Source organism: Antarctobacter heliothermus (assembly GCF_002237555.1).
In the GTDB taxonomy this organism is placed as follows: domain Bacteria; phylum Pseudomonadota; class Alphaproteobacteria; order Rhodobacterales; family Rhodobacteraceae; genus Antarctobacter; species Antarctobacter heliothermus_B.
In genome coordinates this window covers 4,481,336-4,503,962 of the sequence record NZ_CP022540.1, presented here as the reverse complement: position 1 = coordinate 4,503,962, position 22,627 = coordinate 4,481,336, and the positions used below count along the sequence as shown (strand labels likewise).

Below are 22,627 nucleotides of genomic sequence, written 5' to 3'. Positions count from 1 at the left end.
CCAAGAGTGGAGGCGATCACGTCTATACAAGGCATTGGGCCCACCCTGCACGCGGGGAGGGTCGCAACTGGCATGTTTCCGCTGGCAGGTCTCGGGGCGCAGAGGCAACGCTCTGGGTCTGTCGCCACATCCGCTGGCAAAAGCGACCCATTGGACTGCGAATGGTCCCTGACATTTGTCGTCAGGGAGCCGGCCCGCGCGGCGTGTAGGGGCGGGGCGATGCAGCCCCGCAGCACATGCGAGCCAGAAAGTTCCTGAAAGGTAGAGCAAGATGAACTGGGATGAGTTCGCCGATTGGGGCGGAAAGGCCGTGGCGTTTGGCGCGGAGTATCACAAGACCCTGCGCGACCGTCCTGTGCGGCCCCGTGTGTCGCCGGGTGAAATCGCGGCGCAATTGCCCGCTTCCCCGCCCGAAGGGGGCGAGGGCATGGAAGCGATCCTAGAGGATTTTGAGCGGATCGTGATGCCGGGGCTGACCCATTGGCAGCACCCGCGATTCTTTGCGTATTTCCCTGCCAATGCCGCGCCGCCCTCGATGTTGGCCGAGATGCTGGTCACGATGCTCGCCCCACAGTGCATGTTGTGGCAGACCTCGCCCGCCGCGACAGAAATGGAAGGCGTGATGCTGGACTGGTTGCGGCAGGCGGTCGGGCTGCCAGAGGGGTTTCAGGGCGTGATTCAGGATTCGGCGTCCTCGGCCACGTTGGCGGCGGTCTTGGTGATGCGGGAGCGGGCGCTGGGCTGGGCGGGCAATGTTCAGGGACTGGCGGGGCAACCGGCGGTGCGGATCTACTGTTCGGATCAGGTGCACACCTCGATCGACCGGGCGGCTTGGGTGTCGGGTGTTGGGCAGGAGAACCTTGTGAAATTGCCCGCCGTCGCGGAGGATCCTTTGCGTCCCATGGACGTGGCGGCGCTGCGCGCGGCGATTGCGGCGGATCGGGCGGCGGGGTACCTGCCTGCGGGGATCATCGGCGTGACCGGGGCGACCGGCATGGGCGCTTGTGATCGGCTGGGCGAATTGGCTGACGTGGCGCAGGCCGAGGATCTGTACCTGCACATCGACGCGGCATGGGCCGGGGCAGGCATGATCTGCCCCGAAAACCGAGTGTTGTGGGAGGGTGTCGAGCGGGCCGACAGCATGGTCTTCAACCCGCACAAATGGATGGGCGCGCAGTTCGACTGTTCCGCGCATTTTATCCGCGACCCAGACGCGCTGCGTCAGACGTTGGCGATCCGGCCCGAGTTCCTCAAGACACTTGGGGCGGAAGATGTGACCGACTACAGCGAATGGTCGATCCCGCTGGGTCGTCGGTTTCGGGCGCTAAAGCTGTGGTTCCTGATCCGGACTTATGGGTTGGAAGGTTTGCGCGAGATGATCCGCAATCACATTGCTTGGTCTCGTGATCTGGCTGCGCGGCTGGCGGCGGAGCCGGACTTCGAAATTGTGACTGCCCCGGTGCTTTCGCTGTTCAGTTTCCGGCACGCCGGTGATGATGCCCACAATCTGAAGCTGGTCGAGGCGATTAACGCGGATGGACGGATTTACTTGACGCAGAACAAGGTCGACGGGCAGGTGGTGATCCGGTTTCAGGTCGGAGCTTTTGGCGCAACTGGCGCGGATGTGGCCACAGCTTTTGACGTCATAACGGAAATTGCTAGGGACATGGCATGATGACACCGCATTTTGTGACCTACAGCCACAAGGACGCACCGGCCTACGGGCTGCACACCGGCGATGGCGTGATCAACCTCTCTGCCGCCAATCCGCACTGGCCCACGCTGCGCGAGGTGATCGCGGCGGATGGGTTGAAGGACGTCTTCATGCAGGCCGCGGGGCGGCAGGCCGACCTGCCGCTAGAGGCGGTGACGTTGCAGCCGCCGATCCCCGCGCCGGACAAGATCATCTGCGTCGGCGTGAACTTTCCCGATCGCAACGCCGAATACAAAGACGGGCAGGCGGCGGCGGGGCGGCCGTCGCTGTTTATCCGGTTTCCGCGGACCTTTGTGGGGCATGGTGAAAACCTCGTCCGCCCGCCCGAGAGTGAGCAGTTGGACTATGAGGGGGAAATCGCGCTGGTGATCGGCAAAGGCGGGCGGCGCATTCCGGTTGAGCACGCCTATGATCACGTCGCGGCGCTGACCTTGTGCAATGAGGGTACGATCCGCGACTGGGTGCGGCACGCCAAGTTCAACGTCACGCAGGGCAAGAACTGGGAGCGGTCGGGTGCGATTGGGCCGTGGCTGGTGCCCTTCACCAGTGCCGCGCAACTGGACGATATCGCGCTGGAATGCCGGGTGAATGGAGAGGTGCGGCAGCAGGACCGGACATCGCGGATGATCTATGACTTTCGCTACATCATCAACTACGTCTCGACCTTTTGCACGCTGGTGCCGGGGGATGTGCTGGTTTGCGGCACGCCTACGGGCGCGGGCGCGCGGTTGGACCCGCCGGTCTGGTTACAGCCCGGCGATGTGATCGAGGTCGAGGCAGAGGGGATCGGCATCCTGCGCAACGGGGTGGAGGACGAGGCGTGACCGAGGATGAGGTTCACGCGGCGGCCTGTGCCCTGGTGCGGGCAGAGGCTGCGGCGGAGCAGATCGGTCTGCTGTCGCTGGCGCATCCGGGCATGACGATGGAAGACGCCTATGCGGTGCAGGCGGCCTATGTGACGGCCAAGCTGGCGGCGGGGCGGCGGCAGGTGGGGTGGAAGATCGGCCTGACCTCGCGGGCCATGCAAGACGCGCTGGGCATCGACACGCCGGACAGCGGCGTCTTGCTGGACGATATGGTGTTTGAGACGGGCGGTGTGGTGCCCAAGGGGCGGTTCATTCAGCCTCGGGTCGAGGCGGAGATTGCCTTTGTGATGAAAGGGCCGCTGGAGGGGGCGGTCACGCGGGAGGAGGTCGTGGCGGCAACGGACCATGTCTGCGCCTCGTTGGAGATTTTGGACACGCGGATTTTGCGCAAGGATCCGGCGACGGGGACGGCGCGAAATGTGTGCGATACGATCGCCGATAATGCGGCCAATGCGGGCATCGTTTTGGGGACTCGTCACATGAATCCAAGGCTGGTGGACCTGCGCTGGGTCGGGGCGATTGTGGCCCGAGATGGTGAGGTTGAAGAGACCGGGCTGGGCGCGGGGGTGCTGAATGATCCGGTCATGGGGATCGTCTGGCTGGTGGAAAGGCTGGCCGGAAATGGGCAAAAAATCGAGGCCGGGCAGGTGGTCCTGTCGGGGTCTTTCATCCGGCCGGTGGAGTGTCCGGCGGGGTCGATGATCGAGGCGGATTTTGGCGATTTTGGCAGCGTTGCGATTGCGTTTGAATAGGTCTGTCCACGCGTGGACAGAAAGGTGACGTAGCGTCTTCAGTGGCTTGCAGAGGCGTTTTAACCAAGGCTTAGGATTTGCGACCGCGCCGCAAGCCCGCTTATTCCGCCGTCTCGATCCGCATTTCCTGCCGCAATTTGCCCGTTCCGCGGTCAAAGATCAGGATGCGGTCATCGCCGGTCACAACCGCGTACCAGTCGCTGCCTTGGGTATAGGCGGTGGCCGTCGTGCCGTCAGGCAGGGTGATGACCTCTGGCAGCGGCGCGCGGGCATTGCTATAGCGGTGCCAGATCAGGCCGAGGATCCCGACGATCCCGGCAATCATCACAACTGTCAGAACCGTGACCAGCACGCGCAAGAAACGCAGGCCAGCCGGTTCGGGCAAATTGTCGTCTTCGGGTTCGGGAGAGACCATGGACATCCTTCGGGTCGAAATCGCGGACAACCCTCCGCCCCGCCTTGATAAGGCGCTTGCGCGCGATGTGCCAGAGGAGGCGGCCCTGTCGCGGACCCGGCTGGCGCGGCTGATCGCGGGCGGTGCTGTCACCCGTGACGGTGTGGTGTTGACCGACCCCAAGGCCAAGGTGGCCGTGGGCGACGTGCTGGAGGTCACCGTGCCACCCGCCGAGGATTATGACGTTGTGGCGCAGGACATTCCGCTGGTGGTGGTTTGGGAGGATGATGATGTGATCGTCATCGACAAACCCGCCGGAATGGTGGTGCATCCCGCACCCGGAACGCCGGACGGTACCTTGGTCAACGCGTTGCTGCATCACTTTGGCGGCAAGCTGTCCGGTGTGGGCGGCGAAAAGCGCCCCGGCATTGTCCACCGGATCGACAAGGACACCAGCGGGTTGCTGGTGGTGGCGAAATCGGACCGGGCGCATCACGGTCTGGCGGTGCAGTTCGAAAAACACACCGCGCGGCGCGCCTATCTGGCGCTGGCGCATGGGGTGCCGGAAATTGCCGACCCGCGTCTGGTGAACACGCGCGGCGTCAAACCCGGACCGGATGGCGGGGTGACGATCACCAGCGGGCTGGCGCGGCACAAGACCGAACGCCAGCGGCAGGCGGTCTATTTCGACGGACAGGGGCGGCACGCGATCACCCATGTCAAACTGCTGGAACGGTTCGGGCAACCCGCCTGCGTCAGTCTGGTGGAATGTCGGCTAGAGACCGGGCGCACCCACCAGATCCGTGTGCATATGGCCCATGCGGGCCATTCGCTGATCGGTGATCCGGTCTATGGCGGGCGGCGCAAGCTGTCGGAAAAGGCGCTGGGTGCGGCCTATGAGCCTGCGCGGTCGTTTGACCGGCAGGCGTTGCACGCCGCCGAACTGGGCTTTGACCATCCGGTGACGGGCGAGCCACTGATGTTCAACAGCCCGCTGCCCGACGATATGGCGAGCCTGCTGGCGGCGCTGCGCGCGATCTGAAGCCTTGGCCAAAGGCCGTGTCGGTGGCATCCTTTGGGTTTTCCGGGGGCGCGATTGATGAAATATCACCTGTTGTATTGTGACGACGCGGGCGACAGCCATTGGCGCGATGTGGACGTGGCGCTGACCGAGACGGAATTTGCGCCACCCGCCCGCAGTATTCTGGTGTCAGAGGGAGAGGCCGCCAAGGCCACGCTGTTTCTGCGGCTGGAGGCGGGTTGGAATGAGCCGATCCACCCAACGCCGAAACGCCAGACCCTGATCCCGCTGGCGGGGCGTATCCGCGTCACCGCCAGCGACGGCGAGGCGCGCGACTTTGGCCCCGGCGACGTCTGGCGGATGGAGGATACGCAGGGCAAGGGCCACCATACCTGCGTGATCGGCGATGCGGATTTCGACTGCGTGATTGTGCAATTCGACTGACGCATGTTTCAGGGCGGCGGTCAGATCCGCCCGGTGATCAGCAGCCAGAGGCACAGCGCGCTTTCCGCAAGGATGCAGACCAGATAGGCGGGCTCAAACGTTGCTGACAGGCCGGGGGCGGTCAGGCGCAGCAGGCTGCCGGTCAGGTAGACAAGACCCGCCGCCGCGATGCCTAGGGTGATGATCCGGGGGGTGGCCCCAAGGCCCAGCAGGTACGCCATGATCAGGCTGTTCACACCGAACAGGATCAGACCGATGTCATAGCCAAGCGCGTGCATGTCGGTCAGGTGGACGGCCATGCGCGGCAGGTCGTCCAGCAGGGCGGGGGCGCTGGCCAGTGCCATCAGGCTGGCACCGATCAGCACCGCCTGACCAAGGCGAAAGACAAGTGCGGCGCGGGCCAAGGCAGGGGCGCGATCCCGCAGCAGGCTGAAGAACACCAGCGCCAGCGTTATGTCCGCCAGCAGCATGATCACATCCGCCAGCAGGCTAAGCCGCAGTTGTGGCAGATGTGCGGTCATCGCGGCGGCGATCTCTGTCGGGCTGCCCTGCAACAGGGGACCGCGCAGCAGCAGTTCGGCGGTCAATCCGCACAAGATAATCACCAGATACAGGGCCCCGGCGCAGCGCGTCAGGACGGGGGAAGGATGGGCGGCGTGCATGGGGGCTCCTTTCCTATGGCGGATCAGTGGCGGTATAACTCATGCCAAAATGCTTGAAAATTGGCGCGATTTGCAGTATAAGTATGCATTGATGTATGCATTACGGGATTTATGGAACGAAGCACGTCTTCGTGACGCTGTGACATAAAGCGTGACACCATCCATGGTCGGTCCTAGCTGCATGTCAACGGACACAGAGACCGCCAGGACTTGAACTGATGAGTTCAGTTACCTATCTAGATGTTAAGCCCCGTAACATGCGGGTCCGAACGGAGGGACGTTATTATGTCGAACTATGCAAATCTGCCGGCACCCTCGCCGGAAGCGGGCCTGAGCCGTTACCTTCAGGAGATCCGGAAATTTCCGCTGTTGGAGCCGGAACAGGAATACATGCTGGCCAAACGCTGGGTCGAGGATGAGGACACCGAAGCGGCGCACCAGATGGTCACGTCGCACCTGCGGTTGGCCGCCAAGATCGCCATGGGCTATCGTGGTTATGGATTGCCGCAGGCCGAAGTCATCTCTGAGGCCAATGTGGGTCTGATGCAGGCGGTCAAACGGTTTGACCCGGAAAAGGGCTTTCGCCTTGCCACCTATGCGATGTGGTGGATCCGCGCGTCGATTCAGGAATACATTCTGCGGTCGTGGTCGCTGGTCAAGCTGGGCACCACCAGCGCGCAGAAAAAGCTGTTCTTTAACCTGCGCAAGGCCAAGGCGCGGATTGGTGCGCTGGAAGAGGGCGATCTGCGCCCCGAACATGTGCAGAAGATCGCCACCGATCTGGGTGTGACCGAAACCGAAGTCATCAGCATGAACCGGCGTCTGTCGGGCGGCGATGCCTCGTTGAATGCCACCGTCGGCTCTGAAGGCGAAGGCACGATGCAATGGCAGGACTGGCTGGAAGACGAAGACGCCGATCAGGCCGGGGATTACGCCGAACGCGATGAGCTGGAGGCGCGGCGCGCCCTGCTGGCCGAGGCGATGGATGTGCTGAACGACCGCGAAAAGGACATCCTGACCCAGCGCCGGCTGGCCGAGTCGGCGGTCACGCTGGAGGATCTGTCGGGACAGTACGACGTGTCGCGCGAACGCATCCGCCAGATCGAGGTGCGCGCGTTTGAAAAGCTGCAAAAGCGGATGCGCGAGTTGGCCAAGGATCAAGGGATGCTGGCGAGCGCCTGAAGCACGGATCAGAAACAGGACCGGCCGCGCAGGCCGGTTCTCAGACCCTGCCCAAGACTTCCCTCATCTGTTCAAAGGCACGGGTTGGCCCCCATCGGACGTCCGGTGGGGGCTTTTTCTATGTCCGGTCGCTGAGGTTTGTTGGCCGTGTCCCTGCATCGGAACAGCGGGTCTTGGTTGCGCGGCGGGCCTGTAATCCCGATGCGGATACGTTCGTGCGCGGCGGCACCGGGGGACATCGGGGAAAGCGCAAAGTCCCGGCGAGGCACCGGTTGCCAAGCCCGTAATGGGACGTCAGGTTGGCGCTAACGATTGGGAGGACAGTATGACGGATCACGTTCGTTGGGGTATTCTGGGCGCTGCGAATTTTGCGCGGCGGCACATGGGACCGGCCTTGCACATGGGGCGACGCGGGCGGTTGGCGGCTTTGGCGACGTCATCCCCCGACAAGGCCGCGCCGTTTGAGGCGCTGGCACCGGGGTTGCGGGTGCATGACAGCTATGACGCGTTGTTGGCGGACCCAGAGATCGACGCCGTGTATGTGCCGTTGCCCAATCACCTGCACGTGGAATGGGCGCTGAAGGCGCTGGAGGCGGGCAAGCACGTTCTGGTGGAAAAGCCGCTGGCGATGACGGCGGCAGAGTTCGATCCGGTGATTGCCAAGCGCGATGAGACCGGTCTGCTGGCGGCAGAGGCCTATATGATTGTGCACCACCCGCAGTGGCACAAGGCCAGCCAACTGTATCAGGAGGGCGCGATTGGCAAGCTGGTGCGCGTCTCGGCCGCGTTTTCCTATGACAACCGCACCGATGGCGGCAACATCCGCAACCGCGCGGACACCGGCGGCGGCGCGGTGCCGGATATCGGTGTCTATATCTACGGCGCAACGCGGTTTGTGACCGGCGAGGAGCCAGAAGAGATACTGTCGGCAGAGGTGGTGCGCGAAAACGGGGTGGATGTCTGGACGCATATCACCGCGCGGTTTCCGTCCTATCACTATACCGGCATCGTCTCTATGCGGATGGCGCCGTGGCAAGAGGTGGTCTTTCACGGCGAAGACGGCGTGATGAAGCTGACCGCGCCGTTTAATGCCGGGGTCTACGGTGAGGCGCGGGTGCTGGTGCAGTCCAAGGATCTGGTAGAGACGGCCTACCGCTTTCCCTCGGACAATCACTATGTCCATCAGGTTGAGGCGTTCAACGCCAGCGTGCTGGACAAGGTGCATTACCCCTGTCCGCTGGAGTTCAGCCGGGGCACGCAGGCGATGATCGACATGGTCTGGGCGAAAGAGCAGGCGGGCTAGGGTTCCAGATCGGTCACGATGACCTCTGTCAGGGTGCCATCTGCGTCGCGGGTGAGGGTGATGCCTGTCGCCACTTGCACCGCGTCGCGGCGGATGTGGGAATAGTCGCTGGCCATGATCGGGTGGTTCGGAAAGCGCAGCGGGACATAGTCGCGCGCCAGTTCCGGACCGTCCAGAAAGCCGGATGCGGCGGCAAAGTTGCGCGCGCCAAAGATGAAATGCGGCTGTGTCTGCTCAAAGATATAGGGGCGCAGGAAATCGGCGTTGCCCATGTTCTTGGCCACGTCGCGGTCGACCAGCCCGCCCAGATCGACCAGCCCGATGGATCGTTCATAGCTGATTGCGCCCGCGTCGTGATGCGCCAGAAGCGGAGTCTGGATGCTCATGCGTTCGGCCACCTTGGCAAAATTCTGGCCGATCTCTGACACCACCGCCAAGGGCGTGGTCGGGTCGGCGTCGAACTTGTCCACCTGCGTCAGTGTGTTGGCAAACAGTGCGACAGAGGCGAGCGTGGCCAGCCAGGCCCGTGCGCGGATGGAAAAGGCGTGGTCGATGGCTATGACCGCAGGCACCACGATCAGCGGCAGCACCGGCATAAGGAACCGGTACTGACCCATCCAGTCGCCCTTGGCCCAGACGACAAAGCCGATGTGCCCGGCCAGCGCGGCAAAGATCACCCAGCGGCGCGGCAGGCTGTCCCTTGCGCCGACCACCATCACCAGCGGCAAGAGCAGGATCAGCCCGCTGTCCTGCAGCCCGCCCCAGACATAGCGCCAACCGCCGCCAAAGGGATTGACCAGCCCGGCAAGGCTGCTGGCCGAGGTTTTGGCGTGGTAGGGGTTGGGAAAGTGATCACCGAAATACTGCATCCGAAAGGCCATCAGCCCGGCAAAGGCAGCAAGGGGCAGGGCGGCAAGGATCAGGTTGCGCAAGAAACGGGTGCGGCCCTCTTCGACGCGGGTCATGTACAGCGCGGCGACAAAGACGGCGATGACGATCAGCGGGGTTTCGGGGCGGGTCCAGATCAGGAGTGACAGCAACAAAGCCACCGGCAGCCGCCAGAGGCGCAGGTGGGCAGCGACCCCGATCAGCAGCAAGAGCAGCGCTTGCAGCGCGTGTTCCTGCCCCGAGGTCGACCAGACAACCGTGGGGGCGGTGCCGATCGCCGCCACGGTCAGCACCATCGCCAGCGCGCTGTCGGTCACGCGCCAGACCCATGTGATGCTGATCCACAGGGTCAGGACCGTCAGCCCAAGGCCGATGGTTTTGGCCGCCTGCGGGATGTCGAAGGTCAGCAGATGTGCCAGCGCCAGCGTCGCCATCCAGAGCGTGCTGGAATAGCCCTCGGTCGGTGGTTGGCCGGGCTGATAGGTGAGGCCTGCGCCCTCGGCCAATGATCGTGCGTAGGAAAAGGTGATGCCCGCGTCGTCGATCCACCACTGGCTGAGTTGCTGGGCATAAAGCAGGAAACTGGCGGTCAGCCCCGCGCCCAGCAGCCAGAGCAGCCTGGCGACGGGCTGGCCCTCTGCCCGGCGGGCGTCGATCCACAACGCCAGCGACAGCGCGATCATCCCGGCGCCAAAGCCGCGCATCAGCCAGTCGCGCGTCTCGAATGGCCCGGACAGCTGCGAAACCCGCGCCAGAATCACCTCGGGCATGGCAAGGGCCGCGCCGCCAAGCGCCAGCAGCAACAGATGCGCCACGAGGGTCGGCAGGGCTTGGGCGGTTCGGGTCATGGCGGGTCTTCCGGGGTGGCGTTCAGGGGCCGGTGCCCCTGCGCCATGGTTAACCGGTGCCTATGGCGAAAGTTGGGCGTCAGGCGTCCAGTGTCACGACCACCTTGCCGGTGGATTTGCGGGTGCGCAGCAGTTCCATCCCCTCTGCCGCGCGGTCCAGTGGCAGGACGTGGCTGACGTGGGGCTTGATTCGTCCTTCGGCGTGCCAAGCCATCAGTTGCGCCAGCGATCCGGTCAGCACATCGGGGCGGAACCCCAGATAGCCGCCCCAGTACAGCCCCATGACCGACAGGTTCTTGACCAGCAGATGATTCGCCTTGATCTGCGGCACGTCGCCAGAGGCAAAGCCGATGGTCAGGATGCGCGCCTCTGGTCGGCAGGCGCGAAAAGCGGCCTGAAACTGGTCGCCGCCCACCGGGTCATAGACCACATCCGCGCCGCCAAGCGCCTTTACCTCTGCCCGGATGTCGGCATCTGACGCGTCGATCAGGTGGTCTGCTCCAGCAGTCTTGGCGGCGGCCAGCTTGTCCGCGCCGCGGGCGCAGGCGATCACGCGTGCGCCCATCAGCTTGCCAATTTCTACCGCCGTCAGGCCAACGCCGCCTGCCGCGCCCAGCACCAGCAGCGTCTCACCGGGTTGCAAACGCGCGCGGTGGTCCAGCGCCACATGGCTGGTGCCATAGGCAATCTGAAAAGCGGCGGCATCGACCCAGCCCATGCTGTCCGGCAGATGCACCGCGCGAGAGGCCGGGAAACAGCCGTAGTCCGCCAGGCCGCCCTTGCCGCCAAACACCGCCACCCGGTCACCGGGTTTGAATCCGTCCACATCCGGCCCCAGCGCATCGACGGTGCCCGACACCTCCATCCCCAGCGTGAAGGGCAGGGCGGGCGTTTCCTGATAGGTGCCTGTCTGCATCAGAAGATCGGCAAAGTTCAGACCGCAGGCGGCGATGCGCAGCCGGATCTCCCCCGCAGCGGGCTCTGGCACCGCGATATCGCTCAGGCTGGGCGGGCTGTTGTGGTCGGTCAGATAGTAGGCGCGCATTCCGGTCTCCACTTGCAAATTAGCCAATGGTTAGCTGAGATTGCACTGTGAGGCAAAGCCATCAACCATCTGGATGCGCCGCAAAAGTATCCAAAAGAATAGGCCCCTATTCAACTTTGTCGTGTTTTTGGGTTTGGTTTTCCATCAATGGGTGGTCACGCGGCTTGATTTCGAAACCGGTTATGATGTAGCAATTTGGGTTATGTAAGTGCAGGATGATGCTGGTCCTGGGGGATTGGGGTTCGGTCTCGGCGCATCTGGTCACACCCATAAGTACAGGAAGACACAGATGGCGCACCCCGTTGATGTTCACGTCGGCAAAAGAATCCGGCACCGTCGCTGGCTGGTTGGTATGACCCAGCAACAGTTGGCGGAACGCGTCGGTATCAAGTTCCAGCAGATTCAGAAGTATGAAACCGGTGCCAACCGTGTCAGCGCCTCCCGCCTTTGGGATATCGCGGATGCACTGGATGTGCCCGTGAACTTCTTCTTCGAGGGAATCGAGAGCGAAGGCGCTGGAACGCAGACCGGCGAAACCATTCCGGCAGACATCATGGGCGATAAGGAGGCACTGGATCTGGTGCGCTCTTACTATGCGATCCCGGAAAACCAGCGCCGCCGCCTGTTTGAACTGGCACGCGTTCTCTCTGACGTGGCTTGAGCCGACCCAGTCCCTGCTGTAGCCCGGTGACGGGCACAGGAGAGACATATGGACCGGATCGCAGGCGACCTTGTAACCGAGGTGATCGAAACCGCTGAGGCCTTGGCCGATGCGGCGGGCAAGGTGATCCTGCCCTATTTTCGTCAGCACGGTCTGGCCACCGAAAACAAGGCCGCTGGCACCGGATTCGATCCGGTGACAGTCGCCGACCGGGCGGCGGAACGCGCGATGCGCGATCTGCTGGCGCAGCGCCGCCCGAATGACGCGATTCTGGGAGAGGAATACGGCGTCAGCGCAGGCGACAGCGGCCTGACATGGGTTCTGGACCCGATCGACGGCACCCGTGGTTTCATGTCCGGCACGCCCACATGGGGGGTGCTGATTGCGGTGCGGGACGCCCATGGCCCGCTCTATGGCGTGATCGATCAACCCTATACGCAAGAGCGGTTTTGTGGCGGATTGGGCCGGGCAGAGTTCGCCGGGCCACATGGCGCAGGCGCGCTGCGCACTCGCGATACAGGGCAACTGGATCAGGCGATTCTGTTCACCACCTTCCCAGAGGTCGGAACACCCGAGGACCGCGACGGTTTTGAACGGGTCGCATCGCAGGTCAAACTGGTGCGCTACGGCATGGATTGTTACGCCTACGCGCTGTTGGCGGCGGGGCAGATTGATCTGGTGATCGAAGCCGGGCTGCAAACTTATGACATCATGGCCCCCATCGCGGTGATCGAGGCCGCAGGCGGCATTGTCACCAATTGGGAGGGTGGCCCGGTGCATGACGGTGGCCGCGCGGTGGCCGCCGCCACGCCGCAGGTGCACGCCGCCGCACTGGACCTGTTGCACACAAAAGGGTAAACCGGGGGCGCAGAGCGCGCGTCCTTCCCCTTTCTGGCGCGTTCCGGCGGATCTCTCACCGAAATGGGGTTTTGTGAGAGGCTGATATGGCACATACCGAAATTCTCATCCGAAATGCGCGCACAGTCCTGACTATGGACGATGCGCGGTCCGAACTGACCGGCGTCGATATTCGGCTGCGCGATGGCGTGATCGCAGAGATCGGCGCGGGTCTGACCAGCGACGGCACGGTGATCGAGGCCGGGCACTGCGTGGTGACGCCGGGCCTCGTGAACACGCACCACCATCTGTACCAGACCCTGACCCGCGCGGTGCCCGGCGGGCAGGATGCCCTGCTGTTTGGCTGGCTCAAGACGCTCTACCCGATCTGGGCGCGCTTTGGCCCCGAAGAGATGTTTGTCTCAGCGCAGGTCGGGCTGGCGGAACTGGCCCTGTCGGGCTGCACGCTGACCTCTGACCATTTGTACCTCTATCCCAACGGCGCGCGGCTGGACGATACCATCGCGGCGGCGGCTGAGGTGGGGCTGCGGTTCCACCCGACGCGCGGTGCCATGAGCATCGGCGAAAGCGACGGGGGCTTGCCTCCCGACAGTCTGGTAGAGCGTGAGGCGGCCATTCTGGAGGATTGCATCCGGGTGATCGACGGTTTTCATGACCCCAAACCGGGGGCCATGGTGCGCGTCGGCGTCGCCCCTTGTTCGCCGTTTTCGGTCAGCCGTGATCTGATGCGCGACGCCGCCCTGCTGGCGCGGGACAAGGGGGTGATGCTGCACACCCATCTGGCCGAAAACGATGAGGATATCGCCTATTCGCTGGCACAGTTCGGCTGCCGCCCCGGCCAATACGCCGAGGATCTGGGATGGACCGGCGATGACGTCTGGCACGCCCATTGCGTCAAGCTGGACAGCCAAGAGATCGATCTGTTCGCGCGGACCCGGACCGGCGTGGCGCATTGCCCCTGTTCCAATTGCCGTCTGGGCAGCGGAATCGCGCCGGTTCGGGCGATGCGGGACGCAGGCGTGAAGGTTGGGCTTGGCGTCGATGGATCGGCCAGCAATGATATGGCCAACCTTGTGGCCGAGGCGCGGCAGGCCATGCTGTTGCAGCGGGTCACACGCGGCGCGGATGCGATGAGCGCGCGTGAGGCGCTGTGGATTGCGACGCGCGGCGGGGCCGAGGTGCTGGGCCGCGACGACTGCGGTCAGATCGCGGTGGGCAAACGGGCGGATCTGGCGCTGTGGGATGTCACTGGCGTCGAAAGCGCGGGCAGCTGGGATCCGGCGGCGCTGTTGCTGGCGGGACCGCAAAAGGTGCGCGACCTGATCGTTGAGGGGCGCGCGGTGGTCCGTGACGGGCAGGTCGTCAGTTTCGATCTGGAAGCTGCGATTGGACGCCAGCACCGGCTGGCACGGAGGCTGGCAGAGACCATGTAGGAGGGCACGGGATGCGCTGGTTGGCTTTGGCACTGGTGATGACGGCGGGCACCGTCAGTGCGGGGGAGGAACGCGCGCTGTTGAACGGGCTGCGGGCCGAGGCCGGGTTGGCACCGTTGTCCGCGTCGTCGGCGTTGGAAAAGGCGGCGCGCCGCCACGCGCGCGACATGGCGCGCCGGGGGTTCCTTGCGCACAGCGGGTCCGATGGCAGCGACGTGATGGACCGCGCGCATCGCGCCGGCTATCGCCCCTGCCAGATCGCCGAGAACATCGCCAAGGGCCAGCGCAGCGTCGAAGAGGTGGTCGCGGACTGGATGACCTCACCCGGCCACCGCCGCAACATGTTGAACGACGGCGTCCGGGACTATGGTATGGTGCGCGGCGACGGCAATATCTGGGTCTTGGTGCTGGGCCGCGACGGCTGTTGAGGCGCTATTCCTCGACGTCGTCCATATCGACCTGACCGGACAGTTTGCGCCGGATGATCGACCAGCTGAGGCCTACGCCAAGGACCAGAGACAAGGCAAAGATGCCAATCCAGGTGGCCAGCTTGGGATTGCTGAGATCGACGAGGCCGTAAAAGATCAGCACCCAGAGAATCGCGGCCACCAGCGCCAGAATCAGCGCCATGCCGAACAGGCCGATCGACCGCAGCGTGGCGCGCAGATAGATGATGTAGCCGATCAGCAGCACAAGGCCGAGCAGCACCACCACCGGCAGTTGCGTGTCGAAATTGGCGGATGCCCAGCGGACAAAATTCCACGGCGTTGGGTTGAACGTCGCTGCCAGCAGCACGAAGGCAAAAAGCCAGCGCAGAAAGAAACTCATTTTTGGTGGCCTCCTGGGGTTTGGTGCCTTGCTGCCCTGACACGCGGCCCCTGTCCAGCCTCTTGCGGCGTTTTTGCGGTTTCGCAGGTAGGATTGCGCGCGTATACACACGCGGGTTTGCAACGCCGGTAAAGGGGAAAACCATGGCAAATGTGGTCGTCGTGGGCGCGCAATGGGGTGATGAGGGCAAAGGCAAGATTGTCGACTGGCTGTCCAGCCGGGCGGATGTGATCTGCCGCTTTCAGGGTGGCCACAATGCGGGTCACACCCTTGTCGTCGATGGCAAGGTCTACAAGCTGCACGCGCTGCCGTCGGGCGTTGTCCGCAAGGGCAAACTGTCGGTGATCGGCAATGGTGTCGTGCTGGACCCTTGGCACCTGATCAGTGAGATTGAGACGGTGCGCGCGCAGGGCGTTGAAATTACGCCGGAAACGCTGATGATCGCGGAAAACACACCGCTGATCCTGCCGATCCACGGAGAGTTGGACCGCGCACGCGAAGAGGCCGCCAGCAAGGGGACCAAGATCGGTACAACCGGGCGCGGTATTGGCCCCGCCTATGAGGACAAGGTGGGCCGCCGGGCGATTCGCGTCGCGGATCTGGCCGACGATGCCACGCTGGAGGCGCGGGTGGACCGTGCCTTGCAGCACCACGATCCGCTGCGCCGTGGTCTGGGGATCGAGCCTGTGGACCGTGCCGCGCTGATCGCGCAACTGCGTGAAATTGCGCCGAAAATTCTGGAATACGCCGGTCCGGTCTGGAAGGTGCTTAACGAAAAGCGCCGCGCCGGGGATCGTATCCTTTTTGAGGGGGCGCAGGGCGCGCTGCTGGACATCGATTTCGGCACCTATCCTTTTGTCACCTCGTCCAACGTGATCGCCGGGCAGGCGGCCACGGGCACCGGCATCGGGCCGGGGGCGATTGATTTTGTGCTGGGCATCGTCAAGGCCTACACCACCCGCGTCGGCGAGGGGCCGTTCCCGACAGAGCTAGAGGATGCTGACGGCCAGCGGTTGGGCGAACGCGGTCGCGAATTCGGCACCACCACCGGGCGCAAGCGGCGCTGTGGCTGGTTCGACGCGGTTCTGGTGCGCCAGACCTGTGCCACCTCTGGCGTCAACGGCATCTCGTTGACCAAGCTGGACGTGCTGGACGGGTTTGAGACGCTCAAGATCTGCGTCGGCTATGAACTGGACGGCACGCGGTTGGATTACCTGCCGTTTGCGTCCGAACAACAGGCGCGCTGTGTCCCGATCTATGAGGAAATGGACGGCTGGGCGGAGTCGACAGAAGGCGCGCGGAGCTGGGCAGACCTGCCGGCCGCGGCGATCAAATACGTCCGCCGGGTCGAGGAACTGATCGGTTGTCCGGTGGCGCTGTTGTCGACCTCACCGGAACGCGACGACACGATTCTGGTCACAGATCCCTTCGAGGACTAAATCCGCAGGCAGTGGCGGGGCGATCCCCCGCCGCGCCGCCAAGAGGAGCAAGAAGATGGCACTCAGCTACAAGGCGCGCAAGCGGTGGTCCCTGTTTGTGCTGCTGGTGGGTTTCCCGCTGTATATCATACTCGCCTGGGGCATCCTGAGCCGGTTGAACCTGTGGCAACTGCCGCTGGTGGTGGAATTCTTGATCTACGTATTCTTTGGCGTTGCGTGGATTTTTCCGCTCAAGCCGATCTTCAAAGGCGTCGGCCAACCGGACCCGGACGCCAAGGACTGATCCCAGTCCCTTAGGGGCATGAAAAAGCCCCCCGCGACATCGGTCGCGGGGGGGCTTTTTGTTGGGCTGTGACAGGTTCAGCCGGTGGCGGCGGGCTTGAAACTGATGGTTTCGGCGGCGGTGAAACGCCCGCCGGATGTCTTGCGGATCTTGCCCTCACGCAACAGCTGGCCAAAGCTGCGCAGACGGTCCTCACGCGAGCTGTCAGAGACTTCGGCCTGCCGCAGCGTGGTCATCAACTGCGGGCGTGAGAATTGATCGCGGCCCTCGACGTAGGACATATAGGCGGCGGCAGCCTCCAGCAGTTCCGGCAGGCCCTTGACCCCAATATCCTCGGCAAAGGCTGCAAAGCCTGACTCTTCGTTCACGGTTTGCGGAACCGGTTCGGTGCGGCGGACGCGACGCGGACGGACCGGAGCGGAATCCGCTGCCGGGCTGCCGTCGTCGGTGCCCGCGACCCGCTGTTCGGCCACCAGTTTCAACGGTGTCGGTGCCTGAGGTTCGGGACGTTCGGTCGGGCGGGACACGCTTTGCGGGCGGCGCGGACGCACCACGTTGGCCAGATCCTCGCGGTAGGGTTCCTGTTCCTCCGCGGCGTCGGCCTTTCGGCCCAGAAGGCGGTCCGCCTTGGTCGCGGCGACAGCGGCGCGCAGATGCGCAATGGCGCTGCGGCGGCGGTTGCCTTCGGGTTCGTCCATCTCGCTGTCAGTCTGGTCCATCAGGCGCGAGGTGTCGCCGTCCTCGACCTCATGTTCGGTCAGCAGGGCGCGGGCCGGGCTGGCCAGTTTGACGGCCTTGCGGGCGCTGTTTTGCATGTCGCTGTCCGGGTCCGCATCGACGGCGGATTCCGGCGCGGCGATGGGATTGTCCAGCCGCAGGGGGGCTGCATGTCCGGATACAGCGGTGTCATCGTCGTCGTCCTCGCCCAGATCGGCATCGGTCATGCCCGGCATGGTCGACGCAAAGGTGGGGTCCGGCGCGATATCGTCGTCGTCGTCCCATGCTCCGAAATCGCTGGCAAGTTCGGCCTTCACAGCGGCGAGCTCGCGGGCGAGTTCCTCTTCTTCATCGGGTGACAGGCTGCTGATGTCCGACTTGGCCACCGGCGGCGGTGCCACCTGTTCAAGTTCGGTTTCTGGCGCGACTTCTGGTGCGTCTTCGGGCACCTCTTCCAGCATGCCGTCGTCGATGGCATGCTCAAAGGCGGCGCGCTTGACCTTGACCACACGGGCGCGCAATTGCGGGTCCGGTGTGGCAGGCGCTGGCGGCTCTGCGGTTGCTGCCTCATCGGTAGACCGGGGCGTCAGCGGCCCTTCGGCAGCCCAGGTGCGGCCAAGGGCGGCCGCGACAGCCTCAATCGTGTCATCATTATCGGCGTCGTCGGTGTCGTCGATGTCCCGGTCGAGGCTGTCGGCCTCGGCGGTCGCCGGTTCAGGCGCGTCATCGTGGCTGTCGGCCTTGTCCGTGTCGTTGCTGGCAATAAGGCTGGCGACGGCGGCGTCCAGAACACTGTCGTTGTCGTCGTTATCCTCGACTTCGTCGAGCTCGTCGTAGTCGTCCTCGTGGCTGTCTGCCAGGTCAAGATCATCGGTCAGATCGGCGGCCTCGGCATTGCCGCTTTCGACCACCAGTTCGCCCAGCAGCGATTCGAGCGCGTCGTCATGTGCTGTTTCGTCGGGGGTTTCTTCGGTTAGGGACACTTCGTCCGGTGTCTCTTCGACCAATTCCTCTTCGATCAAAGCCTCTTCGACGGGTGCGTCGTCTTCCGGCACCTCCGCGACAAACGTCTCGGCGAGGGGTGTTTCGACGACCAGCGCCTCTTCGACAAGGGTGTCCTCAATCGGCGCGGCCACATCCGGCGCGTCGTCTTCGGCGGCTGTGTCGGTGTCCGTGTCGGCGATTTGCGCGACAACCGCGCGGATGCGGTCCAGCTTGGCGGCAATTCCGTCCGGAGCGGAAGCAGGCGGAGCAGGCGCCACCTCCGGTCCGTCGGGCACCAGGTCGTCCTGCACGGCCTCATGGTCGAGGTCGCGGGCGTCCGGTGCCAAAGTCTCTGTCAGAACAGCGGTGGCCTCGATGGTGTCATCATCGGGCAAATGATCGGCTGCGCGGGCCGCGGGCGTGCTCATGGCGGCGGCCATGGCCCCGGCAGAGGCCGCGGCGGCCATCACACGCGGCGGGCTGCCCAGCGACAGCGTGCCGCCAGTGTCGGCCATCCGGTCACGCAAGTATTCGGTGGCCAGTTCGGGATCGAACTGCGGTGGTTCCGCGCCGAAAAACCGATCCTCGCCCACAACGCCGCGAAAGAAATGCGTCGTCTCCTTGACCACTTCCATCGGATCGTCAAACCCTTCGGCGGTACAGGAGAAGGTGCCGTAGGACACGGTCAGGATCTTGCTCGAACTCACCATGGTCTGCTCACTTTCATTCGTTCTGCAACAGTGTGTTTACCACGTCGACCGAGACGAAAGCTGTTCAAATCTGTGCCGTCAACGGTATCATTTCATGACCGGATTGTGATCTGTTTCCCAAACCGTCATTAATCGGCCATGAAAGTTAAAATTGTTCATGACGATGCGCCGGTGCTGCTGGTCGGCGGCGGAGAGGTCGACCAACAGGTCCTGGCGGCGGCTTTACCTGCAGCGCGGCAGGTGGTAGCAGCCGACGGTGGCGCGGTGCAGCTGTTGTCGCTGGGGCGGATGCCCGACGCCGTCTACGGTGACATGGATTCGCTGTCGCCAGAGGTGCAGGGCCAACTGGCACCGGGCGTGCTGCGCGCGATCCCGGAACAGAACAGCACCGATTTCGACAAATGCCTGCGCCATATTGAGGCGCCTTTGGTCCTTGGCTATGGCTTTCTGGGTCACAGGCTGGACCACCAACTGGCCGCGATGACCGTGTTGGTCAGGCGCGCGGACCGGCGCTGTTTGCTGATCGGGGCAGAGGACGTGGTGATGGTCTGCCCGCCGCAGTTGTCGCTGGACCTGCCCAACGGCACTCGGTTTTCACTATATCCGATGGCGCCGGTCACGGGCCGATCGACGGGGCTGCGCTGGCCCATCGACGGGCTGGCGTTCACGCCCGCAGGCACCACCGGAACCTCGAATGAGGTCAGTGGTCCAGTGCAGTTGCACATGGATGCGCCGGCCATGCTGCTTATCCTGCCGGTGGCGTGCCTGAGTGCATTGCTTGCGGGGCTGGCGGACGCGCCCGGAACATGGCCCGCTCGCGAATGACGATATACAGGCCCGCGCCGATGGTGATGGCGATGCCCACCGTTGCCAGCGGGCCGGGCAGGTCGCCGAAGATGGCAAACCCTACGGCGGTGGCAAATGGGATTTCCAGATACTGCATCGGGGCCAGCGTCGCGGCGGGCGCATAGCGCAGCGACCACGTCATCAGCAGATGCGCAAAGGTCCCGGCGGTGCCCATCAGCGCGATCAGCACCCAGCCGCGCTGGCCGGGGGCGATCCATGCGAGCTCTGGCAGAACATCGGCGGGCGTCAGCGCCATGACCGGCACCAGCAGGACCAACGCGACCATCGCCGACACCGCCTGCATCCCGATCGGGTCGGTGGTCCCGGCAATGCGCCGCGTCACCAGCATGAAAAAGGCAAAGATTACGGCGACCCCCAAAGGCAGCAGCGCGGGCCAGCCGATGTCGGTAAAGGCCGGTTGGACCACCAGCAGGGTCCCGACAAAGCCGACGGCGCAGGCGACAAGGCGGCGCAGGCCAACCTCTTCGCCCAGAAACCAGTAGCCCAGCAGCAACATGATGAAGGGCATCACAAAGGCGATGGCCACCGCATCCGCCAGCGGCAGGAACAGCAGCGCGGTGAACACGAAGGCGACGCCGGCGATGTGCAGCAAGGTGCGCAGCACCACAAAACCAAACGTGTGCAGGTCCATCCGCCAGACCCGCCCGGTGAGCAGCGTCAGCGGCACCAGAATCGCCGCCTGAAAGGCAAAGCGCAGGGTGACAAGCTGGCCCACCGCCATCTCGGGACCCAGCAGCTTGGCCAATGCATCCGCAAAGGGGGCCAGCAGGCAGAAGCCCAGCATCAGGGTGACGCCCAGCAGTGGTTTGTCGTGGTCAGAGGTGCTCATGGCGCGACCCTAGCGCCGGTGCGCCGCAGGCGAAATATCAAAGGTTCTGGTCAGGGACTTTTGGCTGGTCGAGCAAATCGACTAAGGTGGGCAGCGCCGAGACCGGAATTTCTACTGGTTTGCGCCAAAGCGCATAGCGATGCATGAGCCAACCGCCGAGCAGCACCAGCGCAATCAAAGGGACAATCATCCCGGGCCACCGATCAGAACTGACGCCGCTGGCCAGTGCGGCAACAGCGATCCCCAGCCCCATGAAAAAGGACAGGCCGCCCACGCCAAACCACAGCGCCTTGATTGCTCCGGTCTCGCCAAGTGTTACCGGCAAGTCAGGGGCGCGACGGGACAAGTGTTCGGCCACCCGGCGACACAATGTACGGTGGGCGGCGCGGTCCGCATTCTTTGGGGACAGGCCAACGCGGGTGTTGATCGAAATGCGGCAAAGCCCCGATGGCCCGCACAGGTCGAGCCGTCGCATCCGCATCAGTTGGACGGTCGACTCCACGAAGGCCGCCGTTTCGATCTCGGTCAGGTCACAGGTGCCGTGCGGGCCGGTCAACAGATCGCCCTCCAGACGCCAGCTCACGGTTTTCCCGATCGGGGCGAGACGGAAGGCGAAATCCTCAGCCAAGGGCGCGCCATCCGATGTCGCGGCGATGCACGTTCTGCGGCCAGTCCACCGCGTCGACCATGGCATAGGCCCGGTCGCGCGCCTCTTGCAGGGTGGCCCCGCGCGCAGTGGCGTTCAGCACCCGCCCGCCATTGGTCAGAACCTTGCCGGCTTCGGATTTGGTGCCCGCATGGAACATCATCTGAAAGCTGTCTTCGGGCAGGCCGTCCAGCCCGCCGATCACCGCGCCCTTGGCATAGTCGCCCGGATACCCCTCGGCGGCCATCACAACGGTCATGGCGTGATCGTCGGCCCATGTGACCTGCGCCTCTGCCAGACGCCCCTCTGCGCAGGCATGCATCAGGTCCAGTGCCTGCGCGCCAAGGCGCAGCATCAGCACCTGACATTCCGGGTCACCAAAGCGCACGTTGTATTCCACCAGACGGGGCTGACCGTTCTCGATCATCAACCCGACATAGAGCACGCCCTGATAGGGCATCCCGCGCTTGACCATTTCGGCCATGGTGGGGCGCACGATCTCGTCCAGTGCCTTTTGCGCGATGTCATCTGTCAGGACCGGGGCAGGGGAATAGGCGCCCATGCCGCCGGTGTTGGGGCCGGTGTCGCCCTCGCCGATGCGCTTGTGATCCTGCGCCGTGCCGATGGGCAGGCAGATGTCGCCGTCCACCAGCACAAAGAAAGACGCCTCTTCGCCGGTCATGAATTCCTCGATCACCACCTCGGCGCCCGCGCCGCCAAATGCGCCGCCGAACATGTCATCGACCGCGGCGCAGGCGTCGTTGATCGTTTCGGCAATGATCACGCCTTTGCCTGCGGCCAGTCCGTCGGCCTTGACCACAATCGGCGCGCCTTGGGCGTGAATATGCGCTTTGGCGGCTTCGGCATCGGTAAAGTGGCCATAGCCAGCGGTGGGCGCATCCACGGCGGCGCAGATTTCCTTGGTAAAGCTTTTGGAGGCTTCCAGCCGTGCGGCAGCCGCAGAGGGGCCAAAGACCAGAATGCCCGCCTCGCGCAGACGATCCGCAACACCCGCCGCCAGCGGGGCCTCTGGCCCGACGATCACCATGTCGATGGCGTGTTCACCGGCAAATTCCGCCACGGCCCCCGGGTCTTCGATATCCAGCGATGCGCATTCGGCGATCTGTTCGATGCCCGCGTTGCCGGGGGCGACGATCAGCTTGTCACATTTGGGGTTTTGCAGTGTGGCCCATGCGAGGCTGTGTTCGCGGCCACCGCCGCCAAGGATGAGGATATTCACGGGCGTGCTCCTG

Annotated in this window: 23 protein-coding genes; 14 read left to right on the top strand and 9 right to left on the bottom strand. The window is 64.1% G+C overall.

Annotated features, from left to right (window positions below):
- Positions 1 to 271 precede the first annotated feature (271 nt).
- From ANTHELSMS3_RS21330 to hpaH, 3 genes are read left to right on the top strand one after another with little or no spacing between them, the layout of a single operon-like run.
- Positions 272 to 1,675 (top strand): pyridoxal phosphate-dependent decarboxylase family protein, encoded by a 1,404-nt coding sequence (locus tag ANTHELSMS3_RS21330; RefSeq protein WP_094036634.1) that lies wholly within the window; start codon positions 272 to 274, stop codon positions 1,673 to 1,675.
- Entirely contained in the window at positions 1,675 to 2,538 is an 864-nt protein-coding gene (locus ANTHELSMS3_RS21325) for a fumarylacetoacetate hydrolase family protein (RefSeq protein ID WP_198319960.1), read from the top strand. The genes ANTHELSMS3_RS21330 and ANTHELSMS3_RS21325 overlap by 1 nt, the downstream gene beginning before the upstream one ends.
- Positions 2,535 to 3,332 carry a 2-oxo-hept-4-ene-1,7-dioate hydratase gene (hpaH, locus tag ANTHELSMS3_RS21320; RefSeq protein WP_094036632.1) on the top strand — a complete coding sequence of 266 codons (798 nt, stop codon included), beginning with the start codon at positions 2,535 to 2,537 and terminating at the stop codon, positions 3,330 to 3,332. The genes ANTHELSMS3_RS21325 and hpaH overlap by 4 nt, the downstream gene beginning before the upstream one ends.
- 100 nt (positions 3,333 to 3,432) lie before the next feature.
- Here hpaH and ANTHELSMS3_RS21315 read toward each other — a convergent pair whose 3' ends face one another.
- Positions 3,433 to 3,747 carry a DUF6476 family protein gene (locus tag ANTHELSMS3_RS21315; protein ID WP_094036631.1) on the bottom strand — a complete coding sequence of 105 codons (315 nt, stop codon included), beginning with the start codon at positions 3,745 to 3,747 and terminating at the stop codon, positions 3,433 to 3,435.
- Between ANTHELSMS3_RS21315 and ANTHELSMS3_RS21310 the strand changes: the two genes are divergently transcribed.
- Together ANTHELSMS3_RS21310 and ANTHELSMS3_RS21305 are read left to right on the top strand one after the other, a co-directional pair.
- On the top strand, positions 3,746 to 4,768 hold the full coding sequence (locus ANTHELSMS3_RS21310) for an RluA family pseudouridine synthase (RefSeq protein WP_094036630.1): 1,023 nt from the start codon (positions 3,746 to 3,748) through the stop codon (positions 4,766 to 4,768). The two genes, ANTHELSMS3_RS21315 and ANTHELSMS3_RS21310, sit on opposite strands and share 2 nt — an antisense overlap.
- A 57-nt stretch (positions 4,769 to 4,825) precedes the next feature.
- Positions 4,826 to 5,191, top strand: coding sequence for a cupin (locus ANTHELSMS3_RS21305; protein ID WP_094036629.1), 366 nt, complete (start codon positions 4,826 to 4,828; stop codon positions 5,189 to 5,191).
- A 20-nt stretch (positions 5,192 to 5,211) separates the two neighbouring features.
- Here the strand turns inward: ANTHELSMS3_RS21305 and ANTHELSMS3_RS21300 are convergent, their stop codons facing one another.
- Positions 5,212 to 5,853, bottom strand: coding sequence for a DUF4386 domain-containing protein (locus tag ANTHELSMS3_RS21300; protein ID WP_094036628.1), 642 nt, complete (start codon positions 5,851 to 5,853; stop codon positions 5,212 to 5,214).
- 285 nt (positions 5,854 to 6,138) lie between these two features.
- Here ANTHELSMS3_RS21300 and rpoH point away from each other — a divergent pair, with 285 nt between their 5' ends.
- Together rpoH and ANTHELSMS3_RS21290 are read left to right on the top strand one after the other, a co-directional pair.
- A complete protein-coding gene (rpoH, locus tag ANTHELSMS3_RS21295; protein ID WP_089276894.1) occupies positions 6,139 to 7,035 on the top strand; it encodes an RNA polymerase sigma factor RpoH in 897 nt (298 codons plus the stop codon).
- A 325-nt stretch (positions 7,036 to 7,360) separates the two neighbouring features.
- Positions 7,361 to 8,338: a Gfo/Idh/MocA family protein gene (locus tag ANTHELSMS3_RS21290; RefSeq protein WP_094036627.1), complete on the top strand. Its 978-nt coding sequence runs from the start codon at positions 7,361 to 7,363 to the stop codon at positions 8,336 to 8,338.
- On the opposite strand, the gene ANTHELSMS3_RS21285 is transcribed toward ANTHELSMS3_RS21290, so the two are convergent.
- Both ANTHELSMS3_RS21285 and ANTHELSMS3_RS21280 read right to left on the bottom strand, forming a co-directional pair.
- Positions 8,335 to 10,074 (bottom strand): hypothetical protein, encoded by a 1,740-nt coding sequence (locus ANTHELSMS3_RS21285; protein ID WP_157733602.1) that lies wholly within the window; start codon positions 10,072 to 10,074, stop codon positions 8,335 to 8,337. The two genes, ANTHELSMS3_RS21290 and ANTHELSMS3_RS21285, sit on opposite strands and share 4 nt — an antisense overlap.
- Positions 10,075 to 10,153: 79 nt before the next feature.
- Positions 10,154 to 11,119 (bottom strand): NADPH:quinone oxidoreductase family protein, encoded by a 966-nt coding sequence (locus ANTHELSMS3_RS21280; protein ID WP_094036625.1) that lies wholly within the window; start codon positions 11,117 to 11,119, stop codon positions 10,154 to 10,156.
- Between the two features lie 289 nt (positions 11,120 to 11,408).
- Between ANTHELSMS3_RS21280 and ANTHELSMS3_RS21275 the strand changes: the two genes are divergently transcribed.
- From ANTHELSMS3_RS21275 to ANTHELSMS3_RS21260, 4 genes are all read left to right on the top strand, one after another.
- On the top strand, positions 11,409 to 11,780 hold the full coding sequence (locus ANTHELSMS3_RS21275; RefSeq protein ID WP_094036624.1) for a helix-turn-helix domain-containing protein: 372 nt from the start codon (positions 11,409 to 11,411) through the stop codon (positions 11,778 to 11,780).
- A gap of 48 nt (positions 11,781 to 11,828) precedes the next feature.
- Positions 11,829 to 12,638, top strand: coding sequence for a histidinol-phosphatase (gene hisN / locus ANTHELSMS3_RS21270; protein ID WP_094036623.1), 810 nt, complete (start codon positions 11,829 to 11,831; stop codon positions 12,636 to 12,638).
- Between the two features lie 86 nt (positions 12,639 to 12,724).
- Positions 12,725 to 14,071: an 8-oxoguanine deaminase gene (locus tag ANTHELSMS3_RS21265; RefSeq protein WP_094036622.1), complete on the top strand. Its 1,347-nt coding sequence runs from the start codon at positions 12,725 to 12,727 to the stop codon at positions 14,069 to 14,071.
- Positions 14,072 to 14,082: 11 nt separating this feature from the next.
- On the top strand, positions 14,083 to 14,499 hold the full coding sequence (locus tag ANTHELSMS3_RS21260) for a CAP domain-containing protein (RefSeq protein ID WP_254694803.1): 417 nt from the start codon (positions 14,083 to 14,085) through the stop codon (positions 14,497 to 14,499).
- A gap of 4 nt (positions 14,500 to 14,503) precedes the next feature.
- Here the strand turns inward: ANTHELSMS3_RS21260 and ANTHELSMS3_RS21255 are convergent, their stop codons facing one another.
- On the bottom strand, positions 14,504 to 14,899 hold the full coding sequence (locus ANTHELSMS3_RS21255) for a DUF6524 family protein (RefSeq protein ID WP_094036621.1): 396 nt from the start codon (positions 14,897 to 14,899) through the stop codon (positions 14,504 to 14,506).
- Positions 14,900 to 15,042: 143 nt separating this feature from the next.
- On the opposite strand from ANTHELSMS3_RS21255, the gene ANTHELSMS3_RS21250 reads away from it, so the two are divergent.
- Together ANTHELSMS3_RS21250 and ANTHELSMS3_RS21245 are read left to right on the top strand one after the other, a co-directional pair.
- Positions 15,043 to 16,338 (top strand): adenylosuccinate synthase, encoded by a 1,296-nt coding sequence (locus ANTHELSMS3_RS21250; protein ID WP_094036620.1) that lies wholly within the window; start codon positions 15,043 to 15,045, stop codon positions 16,336 to 16,338.
- Between the two features lie 55 nt (positions 16,339 to 16,393).
- Positions 16,394 to 16,621, top strand: a complete 228-nt coding sequence (locus ANTHELSMS3_RS21245) for a DUF2842 domain-containing protein (protein ID WP_094036619.1) — start codon at positions 16,394 to 16,396, stop codon at positions 16,619 to 16,621.
- A 77-nt stretch (positions 16,622 to 16,698) separates the two neighbouring features.
- Here ANTHELSMS3_RS21245 and ANTHELSMS3_RS21240 read toward each other — a convergent pair whose 3' ends face one another.
- The gene (locus tag ANTHELSMS3_RS21240) at positions 16,699 to 19,032 is read right to left on the bottom strand and encodes a hypothetical protein (RefSeq protein WP_094036618.1); all 2,334 of its coding nucleotides are present in this window, start codon (positions 19,030 to 19,032) and stop codon (positions 16,699 to 16,701) included.
- Positions 19,033 to 19,170: 138 nt separating this feature from the next.
- Between ANTHELSMS3_RS21240 and ANTHELSMS3_RS21235 the strand changes: the two genes are divergently transcribed.
- The gene (locus ANTHELSMS3_RS21235) at positions 19,171 to 19,857 is read left to right on the top strand and encodes a thiamine diphosphokinase (RefSeq protein WP_094036617.1); all 687 of its coding nucleotides are present in this window, start codon (positions 19,171 to 19,173) and stop codon (positions 19,855 to 19,857) included.
- Here ANTHELSMS3_RS21235 and ANTHELSMS3_RS21230 read toward each other — a convergent pair.
- From ANTHELSMS3_RS21230 to purD, 3 genes are read right to left on the bottom strand one after another with little or no spacing between them, the layout of a single operon-like run.
- Positions 19,778 to 20,728: a DMT family transporter gene (locus ANTHELSMS3_RS21230; RefSeq protein ID WP_254694802.1), complete on the bottom strand. Its 951-nt coding sequence runs from the start codon at positions 20,726 to 20,728 to the stop codon at positions 19,778 to 19,780. The genes ANTHELSMS3_RS21235 and ANTHELSMS3_RS21230 overlap by 80 nt on opposite strands.
- A 37-nt stretch (positions 20,729 to 20,765) precedes the next feature.
- Entirely contained in the window at positions 20,766 to 21,311 is a 546-nt protein-coding gene (locus ANTHELSMS3_RS21225; protein WP_157733601.1) for a hypothetical protein, read from the bottom strand.
- A 37-nt stretch (positions 21,312 to 21,348) separates the two neighbouring features.
- Positions 21,349 to 22,614, bottom strand: a complete 1,266-nt coding sequence (gene purD / locus ANTHELSMS3_RS21220) for a phosphoribosylamine--glycine ligase (protein ID WP_094036615.1) — start codon at positions 22,612 to 22,614, stop codon at positions 21,349 to 21,351.
- Positions 22,615 to 22,627: the final 13 nt, after the last annotated feature.